Raw genomic sequence first — 18,126 nt, 5'->3', positions numbered from 1 at the left:
TCAAAAAATAAGACCATGAAGTTCGGTCACTTGCACATAGGGTTGTTGTTTTTAGTGTTCGCTTGCAACCCCCAACCCGAAAAAGACAAGTCCACCGAACAGCTGATTGGCTATGTCAATCCCTTTATCGGAACGGATGGTCCTGGAAATACCTATCCTGGTGCCACCACCCCATTCGGTATGGTACAACTGAGCCCCGACATTGGCATTCCAGGATGGGACCGGATAGCAGGTTATTATTATCAGGATTCCATCATCACCGGTTTTTCACATACCCATTTAACCGGAACAGGGGCCGGAGATCTGTATGATATTTTGGTGATGCCCACCAACAGCAGGTTTTCGGGTCGTATCCCAGAAAACAATTTCAAACCCTACTCCAGCTTTGACCACGCCAGGGAAGGCGCATCTCCAGGCTATTATTGGGTGGACCTGTTGGACTATGGCATAAAAGCCGAAATGACGGCAACCGCCAGAGTGGGCGTTCATCGCTATACATTTCCCAAGGATGAGCAAACCCAAATCCATGTGGACCTGGGGTACAGTCTAAATTGGGACAGCCCCACGGACACTTTCATCGAGGTTGCCAATGACTCGACCTTACAAGGGCATCGCATGTCCAATGGCTGGGCCCGTAATCAAAAACTGTATTTTGAAATGCAATTTTCCAAACCGTTTGCATCTTACGAAATCAGCGGAGATCAGACGTCATCCAAAATAAGCTTGGACTATGCCCTTGAAGATGGGGAGCAAATCGTTGTTAAAACCGGTTTATCCTCAGTGAGCAGTGACGCGGCCGGAAAGGCCATTCAAATTGAGGCGAATAAGGATTTTGACGCCATTCGTTCCCAAGCAGAAGTAAGCTGGGAAAAGGAACTTCAGAAGATACAAATCGGCACCGCCAGCAAAGACCAAAAGGCCATTTTTTATACCATGATGTACCAGTCCATGCTAGCCCCTACCCTATATAGTGATATCAACGGGGAATACAAGGCAGCCAATGACACCCAAGGGAAGCATCTTCCTCAAACAGATACCGTGGCCAAAGCTGCCGGATTCAACAGATATGATACGTTCTCGCTCTGGGACACCTTTAGGGCAGCACATCCCTTGTACACTCTTGTGCAACAGGAACGGGTTCCGGATATGGTCAAATCCCTTCTGGCCCATTACCAAGAAACGGGAGTGTTACCAGTTTGGTCCATGCAGGGAAGTGAGACCCATATGATGATAGGTTATCATGCAGTTCCAGTAATCGTAGACGCCTATTTTAAAGGGTTCGAGTTTGATTCGGAACTGGCTTACCAAGCTTGCCGCGAAAGTGCCATGGTCAACGACAGGCAAATCGACATCTACAAGGATTTGGGCTATATCCCCGTGGATGACCAGCATGAAAATTGGTCGGTTTCCAAAACTATGGAATATGCTTTTGATGATTGGTGCATTGCCATGTTTGCCAAAGATTTGGGAAAAATGGAAGATTACCGACGTTTTCTGATACGTTCCCAAAATTGGAAGAACCTTTACAACGAAAAAAGGTCATGGCTGCAACCCAAGGACACGAATGGGAAATTTATAGAACCTTTTGTTCCCAAAGAGTACACCCCCTATTTCTGTGAAAGCAATGCGTGGCATTACTATTGGTTTGTGCCCCAAGACATAGATGGTCTCATTTCCAAAACTGGCGGAAGTGGGCGCTTTACCCAAAAATTGGATTCCATGTTCAGCTACGCCCCCGAACCTGATGACAAGCTCCCCTTGTTCAGCACGGGAATGATTGGCCAGTATGCGCACGGGAACGAACCCAGTCACCATGTTTCGTATCTTTATAATTATATTGACCAACCTGCCAAGGCCCAAAAATTAGTTCGGGAAATATTGGCAAATCAATACAAAAACGAACCCAACGGACATTGTGGAAATGAAGACTGTGGGCAAATGTCCTCCTGGTATATATTCAGCGCCTTAGGATTTTATCCCGTTAACCCGGCCCAAGGAGCTTATGACCTCGGGATCCCGTTGTTTGAAGAGGCAACACTTATCCTTCAAGATAACAAGTCTTTTACCATAAAAGCTCTAGGTGCGCCAGAGCTGAAATATGTGGAGCACGTTTCCCTGAACGGGGCAGTCTTGGATAGAAATTACATTACCCATAAAGAAATTACTTCTGGAGGTACTTTGGAATTCAAATTGACCAACGACCCAAAGTTGGCCAATGAAAAAAACAGAACCTCCCCAGAAACCAATAAAATTTATAGATGACATGAAGCTGATAATGACAAACTACTTGGCAAAAGGAATTGCAATGGCTTGGATGGTCCTGCTGTTCGTTTCCTGCGGAAATCAAACAACCACAGATTCCAATGATACACCAAAGACGAAAAAAGAACTCCTTTCTTATGTGAACCCATTGATGGGTACCGATTCGGATTTTAGCTTGTCCAATGGGAATACCTATCCGGCCATCGCTACGCCCTGGGGCATGAACTTTTGGACCCCAATGACCTCCAAAATGGGAGATGGTTGGACGTACAAATACGATGAAAAGACAATTCGCGGCATCAAACAAACGCACCAACCCAGTCCTTGGATCAATGATTATGCCGCCTTTTCATTAATGGCAGTTACTGGTGAATTGAAATACAAAGAGGAGGAACGCGCTTCTCATTTTTCGCACAAGGCCGAAACGGTTCGTCCAGATTATTACAGTGTTTATTTGGCCGATTATGATGTGGTGGCCGAGGTAACCCCCACAGAAAGAGCTGCCCATTTTCGTTTCACCTTTCCGGAAACCGATCAAGCTTTTATTCTCTTGGATGGATTTTTCAAAGGGTCCATGGTCAAGGTGTTGCCGGAAGAACGAAAAATTATAGGCTTCTGCCGTAACAACAGTGGTGGGGTACCGGAAAATTTCCACAACTACTTTGTAGCTGAATTTGATAAGGATTTTGAAATTACCCATACTTGGGGAGATGACTGGTCGTTACAAGAAAACACTACAGAAAGCCATGGAGAACATGTTGGGGCCATAATTGGTTTCAAGACCAAAAGAGGTGAAGCCGTCCATGTAAAGGTGGCTTCCTCGTTTATTGGTCCGGAGCAGGCCCAACTCAATCTGGACAGGGAAATTGGTTCCAAAACTTTTAAGGAAACCAGGGATGCAGCAACCAAGGCATGGGAGAAAGAATTAAGCCGCATTGAGGTGAGCACCGACAATATTGACCATCTGCGCACCTTTTATTCCTGCCTGTATCGTGTGTTGTTGTTCCCCAGAAAATTCTATGAGTTCGATAGCAATAATCAAATTGTGCATTACAGCCCATATAACGGCCAAGTTCTACCTGGCTATATGTTCACGGACAATGGCTTTTGGGATACTTTCAGGGCAGTGTTTCCTTTTTTCAACATGATGTACCCCGAGCTGAACAGTAACATCATGGAAGGATTGGTCAATACCTACAAAGAATCAGGTTGGCTACCGGAATGGGCCAGTCCCGGACATCGGGATTGTATGATCGGTTCCAACTCGGCACCCATCATTGCTGATGCCCACTTAAGTGGTATTGAAGGTTTTGATAAAGAGGTTTTGCTGGATGCCATCATCAAAAATGCCACGGTACCGGATGGAAGGCCTGTTAACAGCGTTGGGCGAGCAGGCTTGGATTACTACAATGAATTGGGATATGTTCCTTATGATGTGGACATTCATGAAAATGCGGCTAGAACACTGGAATATGCCTATGCCGATTTCACCATTGCCCAGATGGCAAAATCTTTGGGACAAGATGATTTGGCAGAAACCTATTACCAAAAATCCCTGAACTACAAAAAACTGTTCGACCCATCCACCAAATTGATGCGCGGCAAAAACAAGGATGGTTCCTTCCAGTCACCCTTTAACCCTCTAAAGTGGGGAGATGCATTTACGGAGGGAAACAGTCTTCATTATACTTGGAGCGTTTTCCATGATGTGCAAGGGCTCATTGACCTTATGGGAGGAGATCAAGAGTTTACCGGTATGCTGGATGGAGTTTTTAACATGCCCCCGGAATATGACGATTCTTACTACGGATTTACCATTCATGAAATCCGGGAAATGCAGATCATGAATATGGGCAACTACGCCCATGGCAACCAACCCATACAACACATGATCTATCTGTACAATTACGCAGGACAGCCATGGAAATCACAACAAAAGGTACGGGAAGTATTGACCAAATTGTACACGCCAGCCCCAGATGGGTATTGTGGGGATGAAGATAATGGTCAGACGTCCGCCTGGTATGTCTTTAGCGCATTGGGTTTCTATCCAGTAGCACCGGCCACCAACCAGTATGTAATTGGATCACCCCTGTTTGATGAAGCTACGCTCCACCTGCAGAATGGCAATACCTTTAAGGTAGTTGCGGCCCATAATGGCGAGGGGCAACATTTTGTTCAGAATGCCAGATTGAACGGAAAAAGCTTTAATCAAACTTGGCTTTCCACAGACACGGTACAAAACGGCGGTACGTTACAATTTAGCATGGGAAGTGAGCCCAACGAATCTTGGGCAATAGCTGAGGATTCCAGACCATATTCCCTATCCAATTCCAAAGAAAGATGAAAAAAAAATTCCTAAGGTATTTCCTTATTTTTTTTAGCTGTGCAACCATAGCACAAAACCAAGCCATTGATTATGTGAACCCCTTCATTGGCACCTCCAATTTTGGCACAACCAATCCAGGCCCAATCGCTGTAAGGGGAATGGCCAATGTCTCTCCCTTCAATGTGGCAGGGTCTCAAAACCTTCCGTTGGAAAAGGACAGTCGTTGGTTCTCTACGCCCTACGTTCATGAAAATAAATTCCTAACGGGCTTCAGTCATGTAAACTTGAGCGGGGTGGGCTGCCCAGAGCTCGGTGTGATTCTTGCCATGCCAACCACCGGAGAGGTAGAAACCGATCATGAGAAATACGGCTCCACCTATTCCAATGAAATTGCCAAAGTAGGATACTATACTTCCAAGTTGGACACGTACAACATCAAGGTAGAGGCCACGGCAACAACACGAACTGGGGTCAGTAAATATTCCTTCCCTGCTGGCCAGGCCAACATTCTTTTAAATCTTGGTTTGGGCCTTACCAATGAACAAGGAGCCCAGGTAAAGATTGTTTCCTCTACAGAAATTGAAGGGATCAGGAGTGTTGGATCCTTTTGCTATTACAAACCCGAAGAGGCCTATCCGGTATATTTCGTTGCCAAATTTTCCGAACCAGCCTCCTCCTTTGGAACCTGGAAAAAGCCTACTACGTACAAAGGCGTAGAAGCACAATGGATGGGTTACAACGGAAAAACCCGACTCATGGAAGGTTTTACCAAAACGGTTGTGGGTGATAGCATTGGCGCCTATATGCAATATGACTTTAAAATCCCTACCCAGGTGGAAATGAAGATTGGGGTGTCTTACGTTAGCATTGAAAATGCTCGCGAAAATCTTGAAAAGGAAACTGCAGGTAAATCCTTTGATGATATAAAGACAGCTACCCAACAAGAATGGAACCAATATCTTTCCAGAATTGAAGTTGAAGGCGGAAGTCAGGATGATAAAACGATTTTTTACACCGGGCTTTACCACACCTTGATCCACCCAAGCACCTTGAACGACATTAATGGGGAATACCCAAAAATGCGCACCCGGGAAACCTTGAAAACGGACGGTACCAGATATACCGTATTCTCCTTTTGGGATACATACCGCAATTTGCACCAACTCATGAGTTTGGTGTATCCCAAGCAGCAATCCAACATGGTGAAGAGCATCCTGCAAATTTATGACGAGTCAGGTTGGTTGCCCAAATGGGAACTGAATGCCACTGAGACAACCACCATGGTTGGCGACCCTGCTGGTATTGTCCTTGCCGACACCTATCTTAAAGGAATCCAGGATTTTGATGTGGAGAAGGCCTATGAGGCTATGGTCAAAAGTGCGGATCAGTTGGAAGACAATCCCTTGCGGCCAGGTATCAAGGATTATATTGAAAAAGGCTACTTGACCACAAAAACAACCAATAGTGGTTCCGTATCCACCACCCAGGAATATAACATCAGTGATTTTGCCATTGCGCAATTGGCAAAGGCTTTGGGCAAAAAAGAAGATTATAAGCGCTTTTCCAAGCGCAGTCTGTCCTATAGAAAACTGTTTGACACCGAATTTAATTTGCTGAGGCCCAAAAATGATGATGGCAGTTGGTTGACTCCCTACAATCCGGAAACTGGTGCCAATTTTGTGAAGAACCTAGGCTTTATTGAAGGCAATGCATGGCAATACACCTTCATGGTCTCCCATGACGCCAAGGGTTTAATGAAACTTATGGGTGGTGGCAAAGCCTATTCCAAACAATTGCAAAACGTTTTTGACAAGAACCAATTTGATATGGCCAACGAACCGGATATTGCCTATCCCTATCTCTTCAATTATGTAAAAGGGGAAGAATGGCGAACACAACAAACGGTATCGGATTTGCTTCAAAAGCATTTTAAGAACAGCTCCGACGGGCTCCCAGGAAACGACGATACCGGAACTATGAGTGCATGGGCCGTGTTTTCCATGATGGGGATTTATCCTGTAAATCCAGCCCAACCTATTTATGCCTTGACCCGACCCAAATTTGATAAAATCACCATTCATTTAGATGCTAAGTATTATCCCAATCAAAAGGTGATTATCAGCACTAAGTCCAGAGCTGCCAAAAAGAGTATGGGTACTATTGTTATTGATGGTAAAAAGCACAACAGCTATTTTCTGTCCCATCAAAAACTTACACATTCCAAATCCATAGAATTCCGATAAAGCTAATCCTTTGAAATTCAAGGGAACTCTGGGTCAAATTATGCCTTAAATTTCACGAATCTTTGGGGAAAACCTTATTTCAAACGTTTTCGCTATGATGTTCTTTAGCCTGCGAGCGTCGTTATTAGTCGAAATTTTTTCCTATATATATAAGGAATTCGAATTTTTATCATTGCGAACTTAGAGCTTGATTTAAGCTTTAGAAACTAATAACCTAACTCATTTAGTATGAACAGAAAAATTCATTACTTTCTACTACTTGTGTCATTTTTATGCCTCCAGGCAACAATGGCGCAGGAAAAAAGAATTTCAGGAAACGTTACGGACTCGGGTACAGGCGAACCTGTTCCAGGGATTAACGTTGTGGAAAAAGGCACCAGAAATGGTACTTCCACGGACTTTGATGGTAATTACACCATCACGGTTTCAAATGACGCTGCCATTTTGGTGTTTTCCGCCATCGGTTATACCGAGCAGGAAATAGCCGTTGGTCAACAAACAACCATTAATGTTGCCCTTGGGGAAGATGTTGAATCCTTGGACGAGGTTGTTGTAACCGCTTTGGGTCTGAGCAGGGAAAAGAAATCCCTGGGATACTCAGTTACCGAACTCTCCGGAGACGCCGTTTCAACGGTAAAGGAATCCAACGTTGCCAGTTCCTTGGCAGGTAAGGTTGCCGGTGTGGTGGTATCCAAATCAACCTCTGGTGTTGGTGGGGGTACTAGGGTAGTTATACGTGGTAACAACTCGCTTAACGGTAACAACCAGCCTTTGTACGTTGTGGATGGTATCCCAATTGACAACTCTACCTTGGGCACAGCGGGTGCCGGTGAATTCAGTGTCCCGGATTTAGGTAACGGTATTTCCGATATCAACCCGGACGATATTGAATCTATCTCGGTACTGAAAGGACCAAACGCTGCGGCACTTTATGGATCCAGGGCGGCCAATGGTGCCATCATCATTACCACAAAAAAGGGAACCTTGAACAGAGGTTTGGGCATCAACTATACCGCAAGTGTCACCTTTGAAGACCCACTGGTACTTCCCAAATATCAAAATGAGTATGGTAGGGGTACTGACGGGAACTTCCCGCAAATTAACCCAGGTGACCCCCTTGCAACCCAAGTAAACGCTGTTGCATCAACCAGCTCATGGGGGCCAAGATTTGACGGTTCGCAACAATTGGCCTACAATGGCCAGATGAGAGCTTATTCCGCTCAACCCAACAATGTAAAGGACTTTTTTAGAACAGGGACAAGCTTGATCAATACCGTGGCACTTTCCGGAGGAACTGAAAACGCTTCCGTAAGATTTTCATATACCAATTCGGATTTGGAATCCATGCTGCCCAACTCCAATGTAAAACGTAACAACTTTAACATTAGAGGGTTTACAAAACTAGGTGACCGTTTGACCATAGACGCCAAGGCCACCTATTTCTTACAAGATGCCAAAAACAGACCTAGTCAAGGTACGGAAGGTGTAATGGCCTACTTGTGGACCGTAGCACGAAACGTAAGAAATGCTGACCTTCAGGTTTTCCAGGACACTGAAAATCCTATTAACCCTGAAGATCCCTTTAAGGTAATTGCCCCTACTTCTTCAGGGGGAAATCCATACTGGATTTTACAAAACGACTTTAACGGGGACAAAAGAAAGAGGTTCACCGGATTGGTTAAATTGGATTATCAATTTACAGATTGGTTATCTGCATTTGCAAGGGTTGGTACAGACCAAATAACCCAAGATGTTGAAGGATATACGGCTGTGGGCCATCACTTCTTCCCACGTGGACGAATCGGATTCCGCAAAAATGACAAAACCGAGACCAACTACGATTTCTTGATCATGTTCAACAAGGATCTTACAGAAAAGTTGAACTTGACAGCCAATGCGGGTGGTAACTTGAGACATTCCACCGAAATTGATGCTAGAATCAACGGGGCTGAATTTAAGATTCCAGGGCGTTACTTCTTGAGCAATACCGACGCCGATCTATTGACTGCAAGTCAAAGTGATCTTGTTGAAAAAAGGGTGAACTCTCTTTATGGATCCGCATCTTTCGGTTATGATGATGCCGTTTATCTGGACCTTACTGCCAGAAACGATTGGTCTTCCGCTTTGGCTCCTGAAAACAGATCGTACTTCTACAGCTCTGCCAACATAAGTATTTTGCTTGATCAAGTGTTTAACTTGCAAGGAGGGGCCATAGACATGTTGAAATTAAGAGGTAGTATTGCCAGTGTTGGTAACGATACCGGTGCCAGACAAATTGTGAACGTGTTTAGCGTTGCCGGTGATGGGTACCTTGGCAATGTACAGATCAACAGGCCAAACATTAAATTCAGCGAAAGCCTTCGTCCGGAAGATATTACAACTACCACGATCGGTGCTGAATTTAGATTGTTCGGAAACCGATTGTACGGTGACGTATCTTACTACGACATTTCAACCAAAGATTTGATTTTTGATGTACCCGTAGACCCAGGTACTGGTTTTAGCTCATTCAGAGAGAACATTGGTGAAATTTCCAATAAGGGTGTGGAGCTCTTGATTGGGGGTACTCCGATCCAAACCGATAATTTCTCATGGGACATTTCTGCTAACATCTCTAGAAACAAGAACAAGTTGGTTAGCTTGATCGAAGGTCAGGAGAACTTCCAGTTCAGTAGCAGTAATGGCGGCGTTGTGGATGTACGTGCACAAGTTGGCGAAGGGTTTGGTGATATTTACACCACCACGTGGTTGAGAAATGACCAAGGACAACTTATTGTAACCGCGGAAGGACGACCAAGAGCTACCGCTGAGCGCGAAAAGTTTGGTAACTACCAACCAGATTACTCTGGGGGTATTACCAATACCTTCAGGTACAAGAACTTTACTTTGAACACATTGGTTGACTTTAGAGTTGGTGGTGAGGTATTCTCCTTCACCGATTCTGCCATGGATGCCACTGGGGTTTCCGAAAGATCTTTGGAGTTCCGTGATGGCGGGGTGTTGGTTGAAGGTGTAGTGGACAATGGTGACGGTACTTTTTCACCAAACAATACCACAATCAGTGCACAAGATTACTGGGGCGCTGTGAGCAGCATTGGTTCTGAGTATGTTTTTGACCAAACCAACTTCAGACTCAGGGAGTTAAGCCTAAGCTACCAATTTCCTAATAAATTGTTAAAAGACACTTTTATCCAAAATGCATCTCTTAGCTTTATTGGAAGGAATCTGTTCTTTATCTATAAAAAGGCCGATAATTTTGACCCTGAGTCTAGCTACTCTACATCCAACTTTGGTCAAGGTGTTTTATTCTATGCCCTACCTACTTCAAGGAGTCTAGGCTTAAGTTTAAATGTTAACTTCTAAAAAATTGCAATGATGAGAAAAAACAAATTATGGTTATTCGGTCTTGTTACAGCACTGTTTGTCCTGAACAGCTGTACCAAGGACTTTGATGACATTAACACAAACACACAAGGTTTCCTTACCGATGAGGTAAGTGCCAAGTTCTTTTTGACAAGTTCCCAAGTGGGTCTTTATGCCCCAGATCGGTTTGTTTATTGGAGGGCCCATCTGATCCATTCGGATAGGTTTGCCGGTCACTTTACCTTCGGACATAATTCTTCTTGGTGGAGTGATGGACTATGTTATAACTTCAATGCAAGTTATACCGATGCAACCTATGGTTGGTTGGCAGGTTATTTTGGAAACATCAAATCCTTTGCTGACCTAACAACGGAAGGCGGAGAGTTCGAAAACCAGTACATGTATGCCATGTCACTAATCATGAAAGGGTTGTATTATCAAATGTACACAGACACTTTTGGTATGGTTCCGTACACAGAAGCAGGGGTAGATGGTATTTTAACCCCGGCCTATGACACCCAAGCAACCATTTATAAGGGCATTATTGCCGATTTGGACCAAGCAATGTCCATTATTGGTGATACCGAGAGAACAGGTCTTGGGGTGAATGATGCAGGCTCCAACGACATCTACTGTGGGGGAGACCTACAGCAGTGGAAGCGATTGGCCAACACGCTTAAGCTTAGAATTGGAATGCGTGCATTGGGAGCTCCAGGAGATGATTTCGCAGCAGCGACCATTACTTCCGCAATGGGTGCTCCTCTGTTGGATGCTGCTTCCGGAAGCGTTACCATGATCAAAGATTTCGAGATCAGTAAGTGGGCATCAGCTGCTTATGGCGATGTTTGGAACGATTTTGGAGGAGGATCCGATTGGACTGTTTCAAGCACGCTTGTCAACTTGTTGAAAGACAACAACGATCCACGCCTTACGGCATACGTACAGCCTGCCAAAGGAGGGAGCTTTGAATTTGACTCTGCCGCTTCCGATCCACCAGATCCCAATTTCCAAGATCGTTTGGACTTTATAGTGGCCAACTTGGATGCCGCAGGAGCCAACTACAACATGTCAACTTCCGGAACGGTCACTACGATCGAAGTAGGATCTGGACAGTTCATTGGCCAACCTGTACGGGTAAATGGTGACACTTACTCCTTCATGAGATACGATATGTTCTCAACGCCTTCTGAAGATGTTATCACACCTAGAGGAAAGCAAGTAGATGGTTATCCAGAAATTATCCTTTCCAGCGCAGAAGCTTATTTCCTTCAGGCCGAGGCAGTGGTAAGAGGTCTTGCCGCTGGTGATGCACAAGCGCTTATGAATTCTGGTATTGAAGAAGCCATGAAGTTGTGGGGCATTGGAGCCGGTGAGGCTGCTGCATATGCTGCTCAGCCCATTGCCGATATTACCGGAGGAACAGAAGATGAAAGATTGGAAAAAATTGCACTGCAACGTTGGTTGGCCAGCTATACCGATGGTTTTGAAGCTTGGGCCGTTGTACGTAAAACCGGATACCCTGCCGAATTGGCTGCCGGTGTCTCCGATCCCATCATTTTTGCCCTGGGAGAACTTAACGGAGCCTACCCACAACGAATGAGATATGGCTCGGGTGCCCAGGAAAATCCAAATTACGGAGCAGCAGTCTCTGCACAAGGAGCTGACGAGCAAGCCACCACCTTATGGTTTGCGCAATAATAAACTTACTGTAAAGTGATCCATTAAGTAGATTAATTTTATAGTTTGAGTTAGTTTGATTCATAATTAATTTTAAGTAAAGGAAGAGCAATCTTCCTTTACTTTTTTACAACTTCTTTTAAGTTAGCCACAATCATCCGCAGATGGTTTTTTAAACTCAACTAATGAAAAAGAAAACAACTTTGGGAATCATGGGCCTTATGCTCATTGCAGTACCCGCTTTGATCAATTCATGCAAGGTGGACAATGGGGACCCTACATTCCTATTTCAAGCCATGGATAGCGGTCACACCAATATTCACTTTGTGAATGTCAATGTGGAAAACGAGCTAACCAATTCCTTTCTATACGAGTATGTATATAACGGTGCCGGTGTAGCCGTTGGCGACATCAACAATGATGGGTTGGAAGACATCTATTTTACTTCCAATTTGGAAAACAATAGGCTTTACCTGAACGAAGGCGACTTGGAGTTCGAGGATATCACAGCCGTATCCAATACCGCTGGCAAAAAAGGATGGACCACTGGGACCAATATGGTGGACATCAACAATGACGGGTTGCTGGACATCTATGTATGCAAATCAGGACCCTATGAGAAAAAATCATTGCTCCAAAATGAGCTATTAATAAATAAAGGCCCCAATAAAAAAGGGATTCCTGTTTTTGAGGAATCAGCAGAGCGATTTGGCTTGGCAGATACAGGCCACTCCATACAATCTGCATTTATTGACTATGACCTGGATGGTGATCTGGACATGTACCTCATGAACCACAACCCCCAAACCTTTTCATTGGGGAATACCGAAACCTTTTCCCCATTGGGTGACCGTTTTTATGAGAACCAAAATGGGAAGTTTGTCAATGTGACCAAACAAGTGGGCATCTATTCCAATGGGGTTTCCTATGGTCTTGGAGTGGGCGTAAGCGATCTAAACAACGATGGCTGGCCGGACCTTTACATTTCCAACGACTACGATGAACCGGACTATTTCTATATCAACCAACAAAATGGAACGTTCAAAGAAGTGGTAAAGCAGGCAACCAACCATATTTCCAACTTTTCCATGGGTAACGATATTGCCGACTTTGACAATGATGGTTTGGTGGATATTATCACCTTGGATATGGTTTCCGAGGACAATTATGGGATGAAAACCAGCATGGCCAGCATGAATCCCCAAAAATTCAATACCAATGTTGCCGCTGGAAAGCATTACCAATACATGTACAACACCCTCCAAAAAAACAGTGGCCATATTGACTCATCAGGCACGCCGTTCTTCTCAGACATTGGTCAAATGGCCGGAATTTCCAACACCGATTGGAGTTGGGCACCCTTGATGGTGGATTTTGACAACGATGGCCTAAAGGACATTTTCATTACTAATGGTATCAAAAGGGATTTTAGAAATAAGGATTACTACAACAATCTTCAAAAATACCTTAGTGAAAATCCTGACGCCCTTAGCAATCCCGAAAAAATAAACCACCTGATAGAAACAACCCCAAATCGTCCCCACATCAATTATTTTTATAAAAATACAGGGGGGCTTACTTTCCAAAACACTTCCAAAGAATGGATTGAAAGCCCAGAGAGTACCTACTCCAATGGGGCAGCCTATGCAGATTTGGACAACGATGGGGATTTGGACATAGTAATCAACAATGTTGATACCAAAGCAACCCTATTGAGAAACAACGCCGACCTTCAAGACAAAAATTATTTAAAACTGACTTTCAAAGGTCCAGCACAAAATTCCATGGGAATCGGTGCCAGGGTAAAAATCTACGCCCAAGGCAAGGAACAGGTTTACGAGAACTATAGTGTAAGGGGGTATCAGTCCTCCGTTCCTCCAAAAATTGTGGCAGGTCTTGGCGCGGAGAACTCGGTAGATTCATTGCTTATTCTTTGGCCCGGTGAAAAAGTACAAAGAGTTTTGAATCCCGATGTCAATACAACGGTAACCATTACCTATCAACCCGACGGTAATCAAACTCGGAAAAATCTAGATTTAGAGGATAAAATGTTTAAATCCGTAGCCCTCATTCCAGAACTTGCCCATACCGAAAATGAATTTGATGATTATCTCATCCAAGTGCTATTGCCGCATAAGATGTCGACTTTTGGCCCTGCCGTGGCTGTGGCCGATGTTAACGGAGACAAAAAGGATGATATTTACTTAGGGCAAAGCGCAGGAAACGCCTCAGTTTTATACACCCAACAATCCAATGGGACATTTAAACTGGCACAAACCTTTGAAAAAGATGCTGGGTATGAGGATGTGGATGCACAGTTCTTTGATTACGACAATGATGGCGACAACGATCTAATTGTAGCATCAGGAGGCAACGAGTTTGAAGCAAACGCACCAAGCTATGTAGATAGGTTGTACGAAAACAGAAACGGCAGATTTGAGCTTCGGACGGATTTATTCCCTCAAATTTCTGTCAGCAGTTCTAAAATTCGCATAGCGGATTATAACAATGATGGCTACAAGGATGTATTTATCGGAGGTAGATTTATTCCCCATGACTATCCTGCCCCTGCCAGTAGCTATCTCTTTAAAAATACAGGTGGCAAATTTATCGATGTTACGGAAAGCACAGCCCCAGAGCTCATCACCCTAGGACTGGTTACTGATGCCACCTGGACCGATTATGATCAAGATGGGGATTTGGACCTAAGTATCGTTGGTGAATGGATGGAACCCACTTTTATGGTCAATGACAATGGGACTTTCTCCAAAGCGGATTTAAGCTCCCTAAACGGACTTTCCGGCTGGTATTTTTCCATAAAGGCCCTTGATCTGGACAACGACGGTGATGAGGATTATGTATTGGGCAATCTTGGACAGAATTACAAATACAAGGCCGATAAGGAAAACCCCTTTGAAGTCTATTACCATGATTTTGACGATAATGGGAAAAAGGACCTGGTATTGGGGTATTACAATTTTGGGGAACTCTATCCGGTAAGAGGTCGTGAATGCTCTTCACAACAAATGCCCTCCATCAAAAAGATTGCTCCATCGTATGACCTGTTTGGAAAATCAACCATTGCGGATATCTACGGAAGTGAAAAACTTTCGGAAGCGCTGCATCTGCTTTCGTACAACTTTAAAAGTGGGGTTTTGATGAACAACGGCAACGGGAATTTTGATTTTGTCGCCTTCCCCGAATTGGCCCAAATATCCTCCATAAATGCCATTTTGGACCACGATTTGGACAATGATGGCATTCAAGATTTGATCTTGGCCGGAAATTTATTTGCATCAGAAATTGAAACCCCTAGAAACGATGCAGGTTACGGAATGGTTCTTAAAAATATGGGGCAGGGGCAGTTTGAGGCCTTCAATGCGGATAAAACGGGCTTGTTTCTTTCAGAAGATGTCAAAAACCTAAGTTTCATTGACATTTTGGGACAAAAGCACATCCTTGCCGGGCAGAACAACAAAAATTTGGAATTGATCTCCGTACCCACAAAACCGACCCTCTAATGTATAGATCAACTGCAATCTCTCAATTAAGTCCAACCCTATTCAATGGCCCAAACCTTCATAATATGAATCTTTAAATTCCTGCTAACCCATGTCTTTTTTTCCCAGAACTGATTCAAATACCTCCAATACCAGCGTTGCTACCAAGAATGGGGCATACGTGGTAGGAGTGGATATTGGGGGCACCCACATCTCTTCTGCAGTGGTTGATGTAGAACAGAAAAAAATTCTGGAGGAAACCTACGCCACCAGCCATGTTGCTAATCTAGAGCCCTATGAAGTGATAATGGAAATCTGGGCCAGTACGCTGAACAAGACCATAAATGCCTCCCGTAATTTAGCTTTGCTGGGTATTGGCTTTGCCATTCCAGGCCCTTTTAACTATAAGAAGGGCATTGCCTTGTATCCCGAAGGGTTTAAGTATGGAGCCTTAAACGAGATCAGAATAGACCATGACCTAAAACCCTTACTGATTACGCCCAAGTCACTACCCATACGTTTTTTGAACGATGCTACCTCTTTCGCCGTTGGAGAGGCTTGGCTAGCTGAAAACGAAGGATTCAAGAGGCAAGTGTGCATTACATTGGGAACTGGGTTTGGCGCTGGATTCGTTGAAAATGGAATTCCTGTGGTAAACGGTGGCAACGTACCACCCAATGGTTGTCTTTGGAATCTTCCCTACAAAGACGGCATGGCCGATGACTATTTCTCAACAAGGGGCTGCATAAATGCCTATGCTGTACTCAGCGGAATAGAAGTATCTGGAGTTTGGGAGCTTGCAAAGCGCTTTACGTTTGATCCCCTTGCCCAGAAAGTGTTTGAGGATTTTGGAAAGGACTTAGGGGACTTTCTCGCCCCATGGCTGAAAAAATTCAATGCGGATGCCTTGGTAATGGGTGGCAACATTTCCAAATCGTATGCTTGTTTTGGACAATCCTTGCAGGCAAGTCTCAATGAAAATGGGATTCCCATTCCCATCCGAATATCCGATCATATGGAAAAAGGGGCCATTATAGGATGTACTCGGGTGTTCGACAGCCATTTTTGGAAAAATGTCAAAAACAACTTACCCGAACTATAAGCCCTTAATTCCAATTTTCAAAAGCTCAAAACTTCAACCGTTAATTGAAAACGGCCATTCGTGAACTCAAATGCCCCATCCGTTAATTGGGAGTGGGTTAAACCAAAGCCTTATCATAAGTTTGACATGTAGTAAGTAGTTAAATTTTAAGTTTGACATTACAGTTCAGTTGTTTTTTGACTACAGTACATAGCAATGCACTTTTCGGCTGATGGTCACAAAGTGTTTAGTTTAGTTGAGGTTTCCATCAAAGAGGTAAGTGCTTTACGTGCGCAAATGAATCCTCATTTTATTTTTAATTCCCTCAATTCCATACAGCATCTTATTCTGAACAACGATCGGGTTATGGCCTTAAAGTATCTCTCCAAATTTGGAAAGCTTACCCGAAATGTGCTTGAAAGTTCCATAGAAACACAATCGGTTTTGCGGAAGGAAATTGAATTGCTCAAATCCTATCTGGAATTGGAATCCTTGCGGTTTGAAGGGGTTTTTAAGTACGAAATACATGTGGACGAAGATTTGGACACCAACAATGTGGAAATTCCCCTACTCTTGGTTCAACCCTATGTGGAAAACGCCATTTTACATGGTCTTTTACCCAAGAAAAAGGATGAAAAGTTACTCACAATTAGTTTTGAAAGAGAAAAAAACAACATAATTTGTAGCATCGAAGATAATGGGGTTGGAAGAGCAGCTGCCCAGCGGACAAGTACCTACTCCAAGAGGGAAAAGAAATCCAGGGGCATGGAAATTACCGGTAAAAGGTTGGAGTTATTGGGCCAGTCAGAACTGGGCAGGAACTCCGTAGAAATCACAGACAAATTTGACTCCAAAGGCCATCCCGCAGGGACCAAGGTGGTAATACGAATTTTTGACGCATTAAAAACAGCAGTATGATCCTAAAAGTTGTAATTGTAGAAGACGAGAAGAAAAGTAGAGAAACCCTCAAGGCCATGCTGGAGGAGTTTTGCAAGGATGTAAAGGTCATTGCCACCGCCAGCAACGTTTCCGAAGCAGTCAAAGTTTTGTCGGTGGTAAGTCCAGATGTGGTGTTTTTGGATATTGAACTGCAGACCGGGCAGGGTTTTGATGTACTCAACCAAATCGAAGACCCCAACTTTGAGGTGATATTTACCACCGCTTTTGAAAAATATGCCATTAAGGCCATAAAGTTCAGCTCTTTGGACTATTTGCTCAAACCCATTGACCTGGACGAGCTGAAACAAGCTGTTGAAAAAGCCAGAAACCGCATGGATACCAATGTGTATCGAGAACAGATAGACACCTTGATGCAAAACCTGTCCAAAGAAACCTACCGGCAGGAAAAGATCTGTTTGGCCACTACCATTGGCATGGAATTTATAAAGATAGAGGACATTGTGCTCTGTAAAGCCGATGGATCGTATACCTCCTTTGTCTTGAGAAACAAGAGCAAGCTCATGGTAAGCAAGCACTTAAAGGAGTATGAACATCTTTTGGCCGAACATCAGTTTATGCGGGTACACAACAGTTTTGTGATCAACCTTAGGGAAGTAAAAAAGTACATCAAAGCAGATGGGGGCTATATCATTATGAGCAATGATATGCATGTGAGTTTGTCCCCTAGAAAAAAAGACGAGCTGATCGAAGCCTTGAAAAGGCTCTAAACCG

General features: G+C 44.0%; 9 protein-coding genes. All 9 read left to right on the top strand.

Annotated elements, in window-relative coordinates; translation table 11 throughout:
* Window positions 1-15 precede the first annotated feature (15 nt).
* Complete coding sequence (locus ACO6S0_RS19635) at window positions 16-2,262, top strand: GH92 family glycosyl hydrolase (RefSeq protein ID WP_422349972.1); 2,247 nt, start codon at window positions 16-18, stop codon at window positions 2,260-2,262.
* 1 nt (window position 2,263) lies between these two features.
* Window positions 2,264-4,609: a GH92 family glycosyl hydrolase gene (locus ACO6S0_RS19630; RefSeq protein WP_422351855.1), complete on the top strand. Its 2,346-nt coding sequence runs from the start codon at window positions 2,264-2,266 to the stop codon at window positions 4,607-4,609.
* Complete coding sequence (locus ACO6S0_RS19625) at window positions 4,606-6,834, top strand: GH92 family glycosyl hydrolase (protein WP_422349971.1); 2,229 nt, start codon at window positions 4,606-4,608, stop codon at window positions 6,832-6,834. Before ACO6S0_RS19630 ends, ACO6S0_RS19625 begins: the two co-directional genes overlap by 4 nt.
* A 228-nt stretch (window positions 6,835-7,062) precedes the next feature.
* A complete protein-coding gene (locus ACO6S0_RS19620; protein WP_422349970.1) occupies window positions 7,063-10,197 on the top strand; it encodes a SusC/RagA family TonB-linked outer membrane protein in 3,135 nt (1,044 codons plus the stop codon).
* Between the two features lie 9 nt (window positions 10,198-10,206).
* Window positions 10,207-11,895: a SusD/RagB family nutrient-binding outer membrane lipoprotein gene (locus ACO6S0_RS19615; protein WP_422349969.1), complete on the top strand. Its 1,689-nt coding sequence runs from the start codon at window positions 10,207-10,209 to the stop codon at window positions 11,893-11,895.
* A 164-nt stretch (window positions 11,896-12,059) separates the two neighbouring features.
* On the top strand, window positions 12,060-15,395 hold the full coding sequence (locus tag ACO6S0_RS19610) for a VCBS repeat-containing protein (RefSeq protein ID WP_422349968.1): 3,336 nt from the start codon (window positions 12,060-12,062) through the stop codon (window positions 15,393-15,395).
* Between the two features lie 91 nt (window positions 15,396-15,486).
* Complete coding sequence (locus ACO6S0_RS19605) at window positions 15,487-16,476, top strand: ROK family protein (protein ID WP_422349967.1); 990 nt, start codon at window positions 15,487-15,489, stop codon at window positions 16,474-16,476.
* 195 nt (window positions 16,477-16,671) lie between these two features.
* Complete coding sequence (locus tag ACO6S0_RS19600) at window positions 16,672-17,373, top strand: sensor histidine kinase (RefSeq protein ID WP_422349966.1); 702 nt, start codon at window positions 16,672-16,674, stop codon at window positions 17,371-17,373.
* The gene (locus ACO6S0_RS19595; RefSeq protein WP_422349965.1) at window positions 17,370-18,122 is read left to right on the top strand and encodes a LytR/AlgR family response regulator transcription factor; all 753 of its coding nucleotides are present in this window, start codon (window positions 17,370-17,372) and stop codon (window positions 18,120-18,122) included. The genes ACO6S0_RS19600 and ACO6S0_RS19595 overlap by 4 nt, the downstream gene beginning before the upstream one ends.
* Window positions 18,123-18,126: the final 4 nt, after the last annotated feature.

The organism is Flagellimonas sp. (assembly GCF_965233845.1).
Classification (GTDB): domain Bacteria; phylum Bacteroidota; class Bacteroidia; order Flavobacteriales; family Flavobacteriaceae; genus Flagellimonas.
Note: the sequence above shows the minus strand (reverse complement) of the source record. Positions and strands in the feature narration are given on the sequence as shown.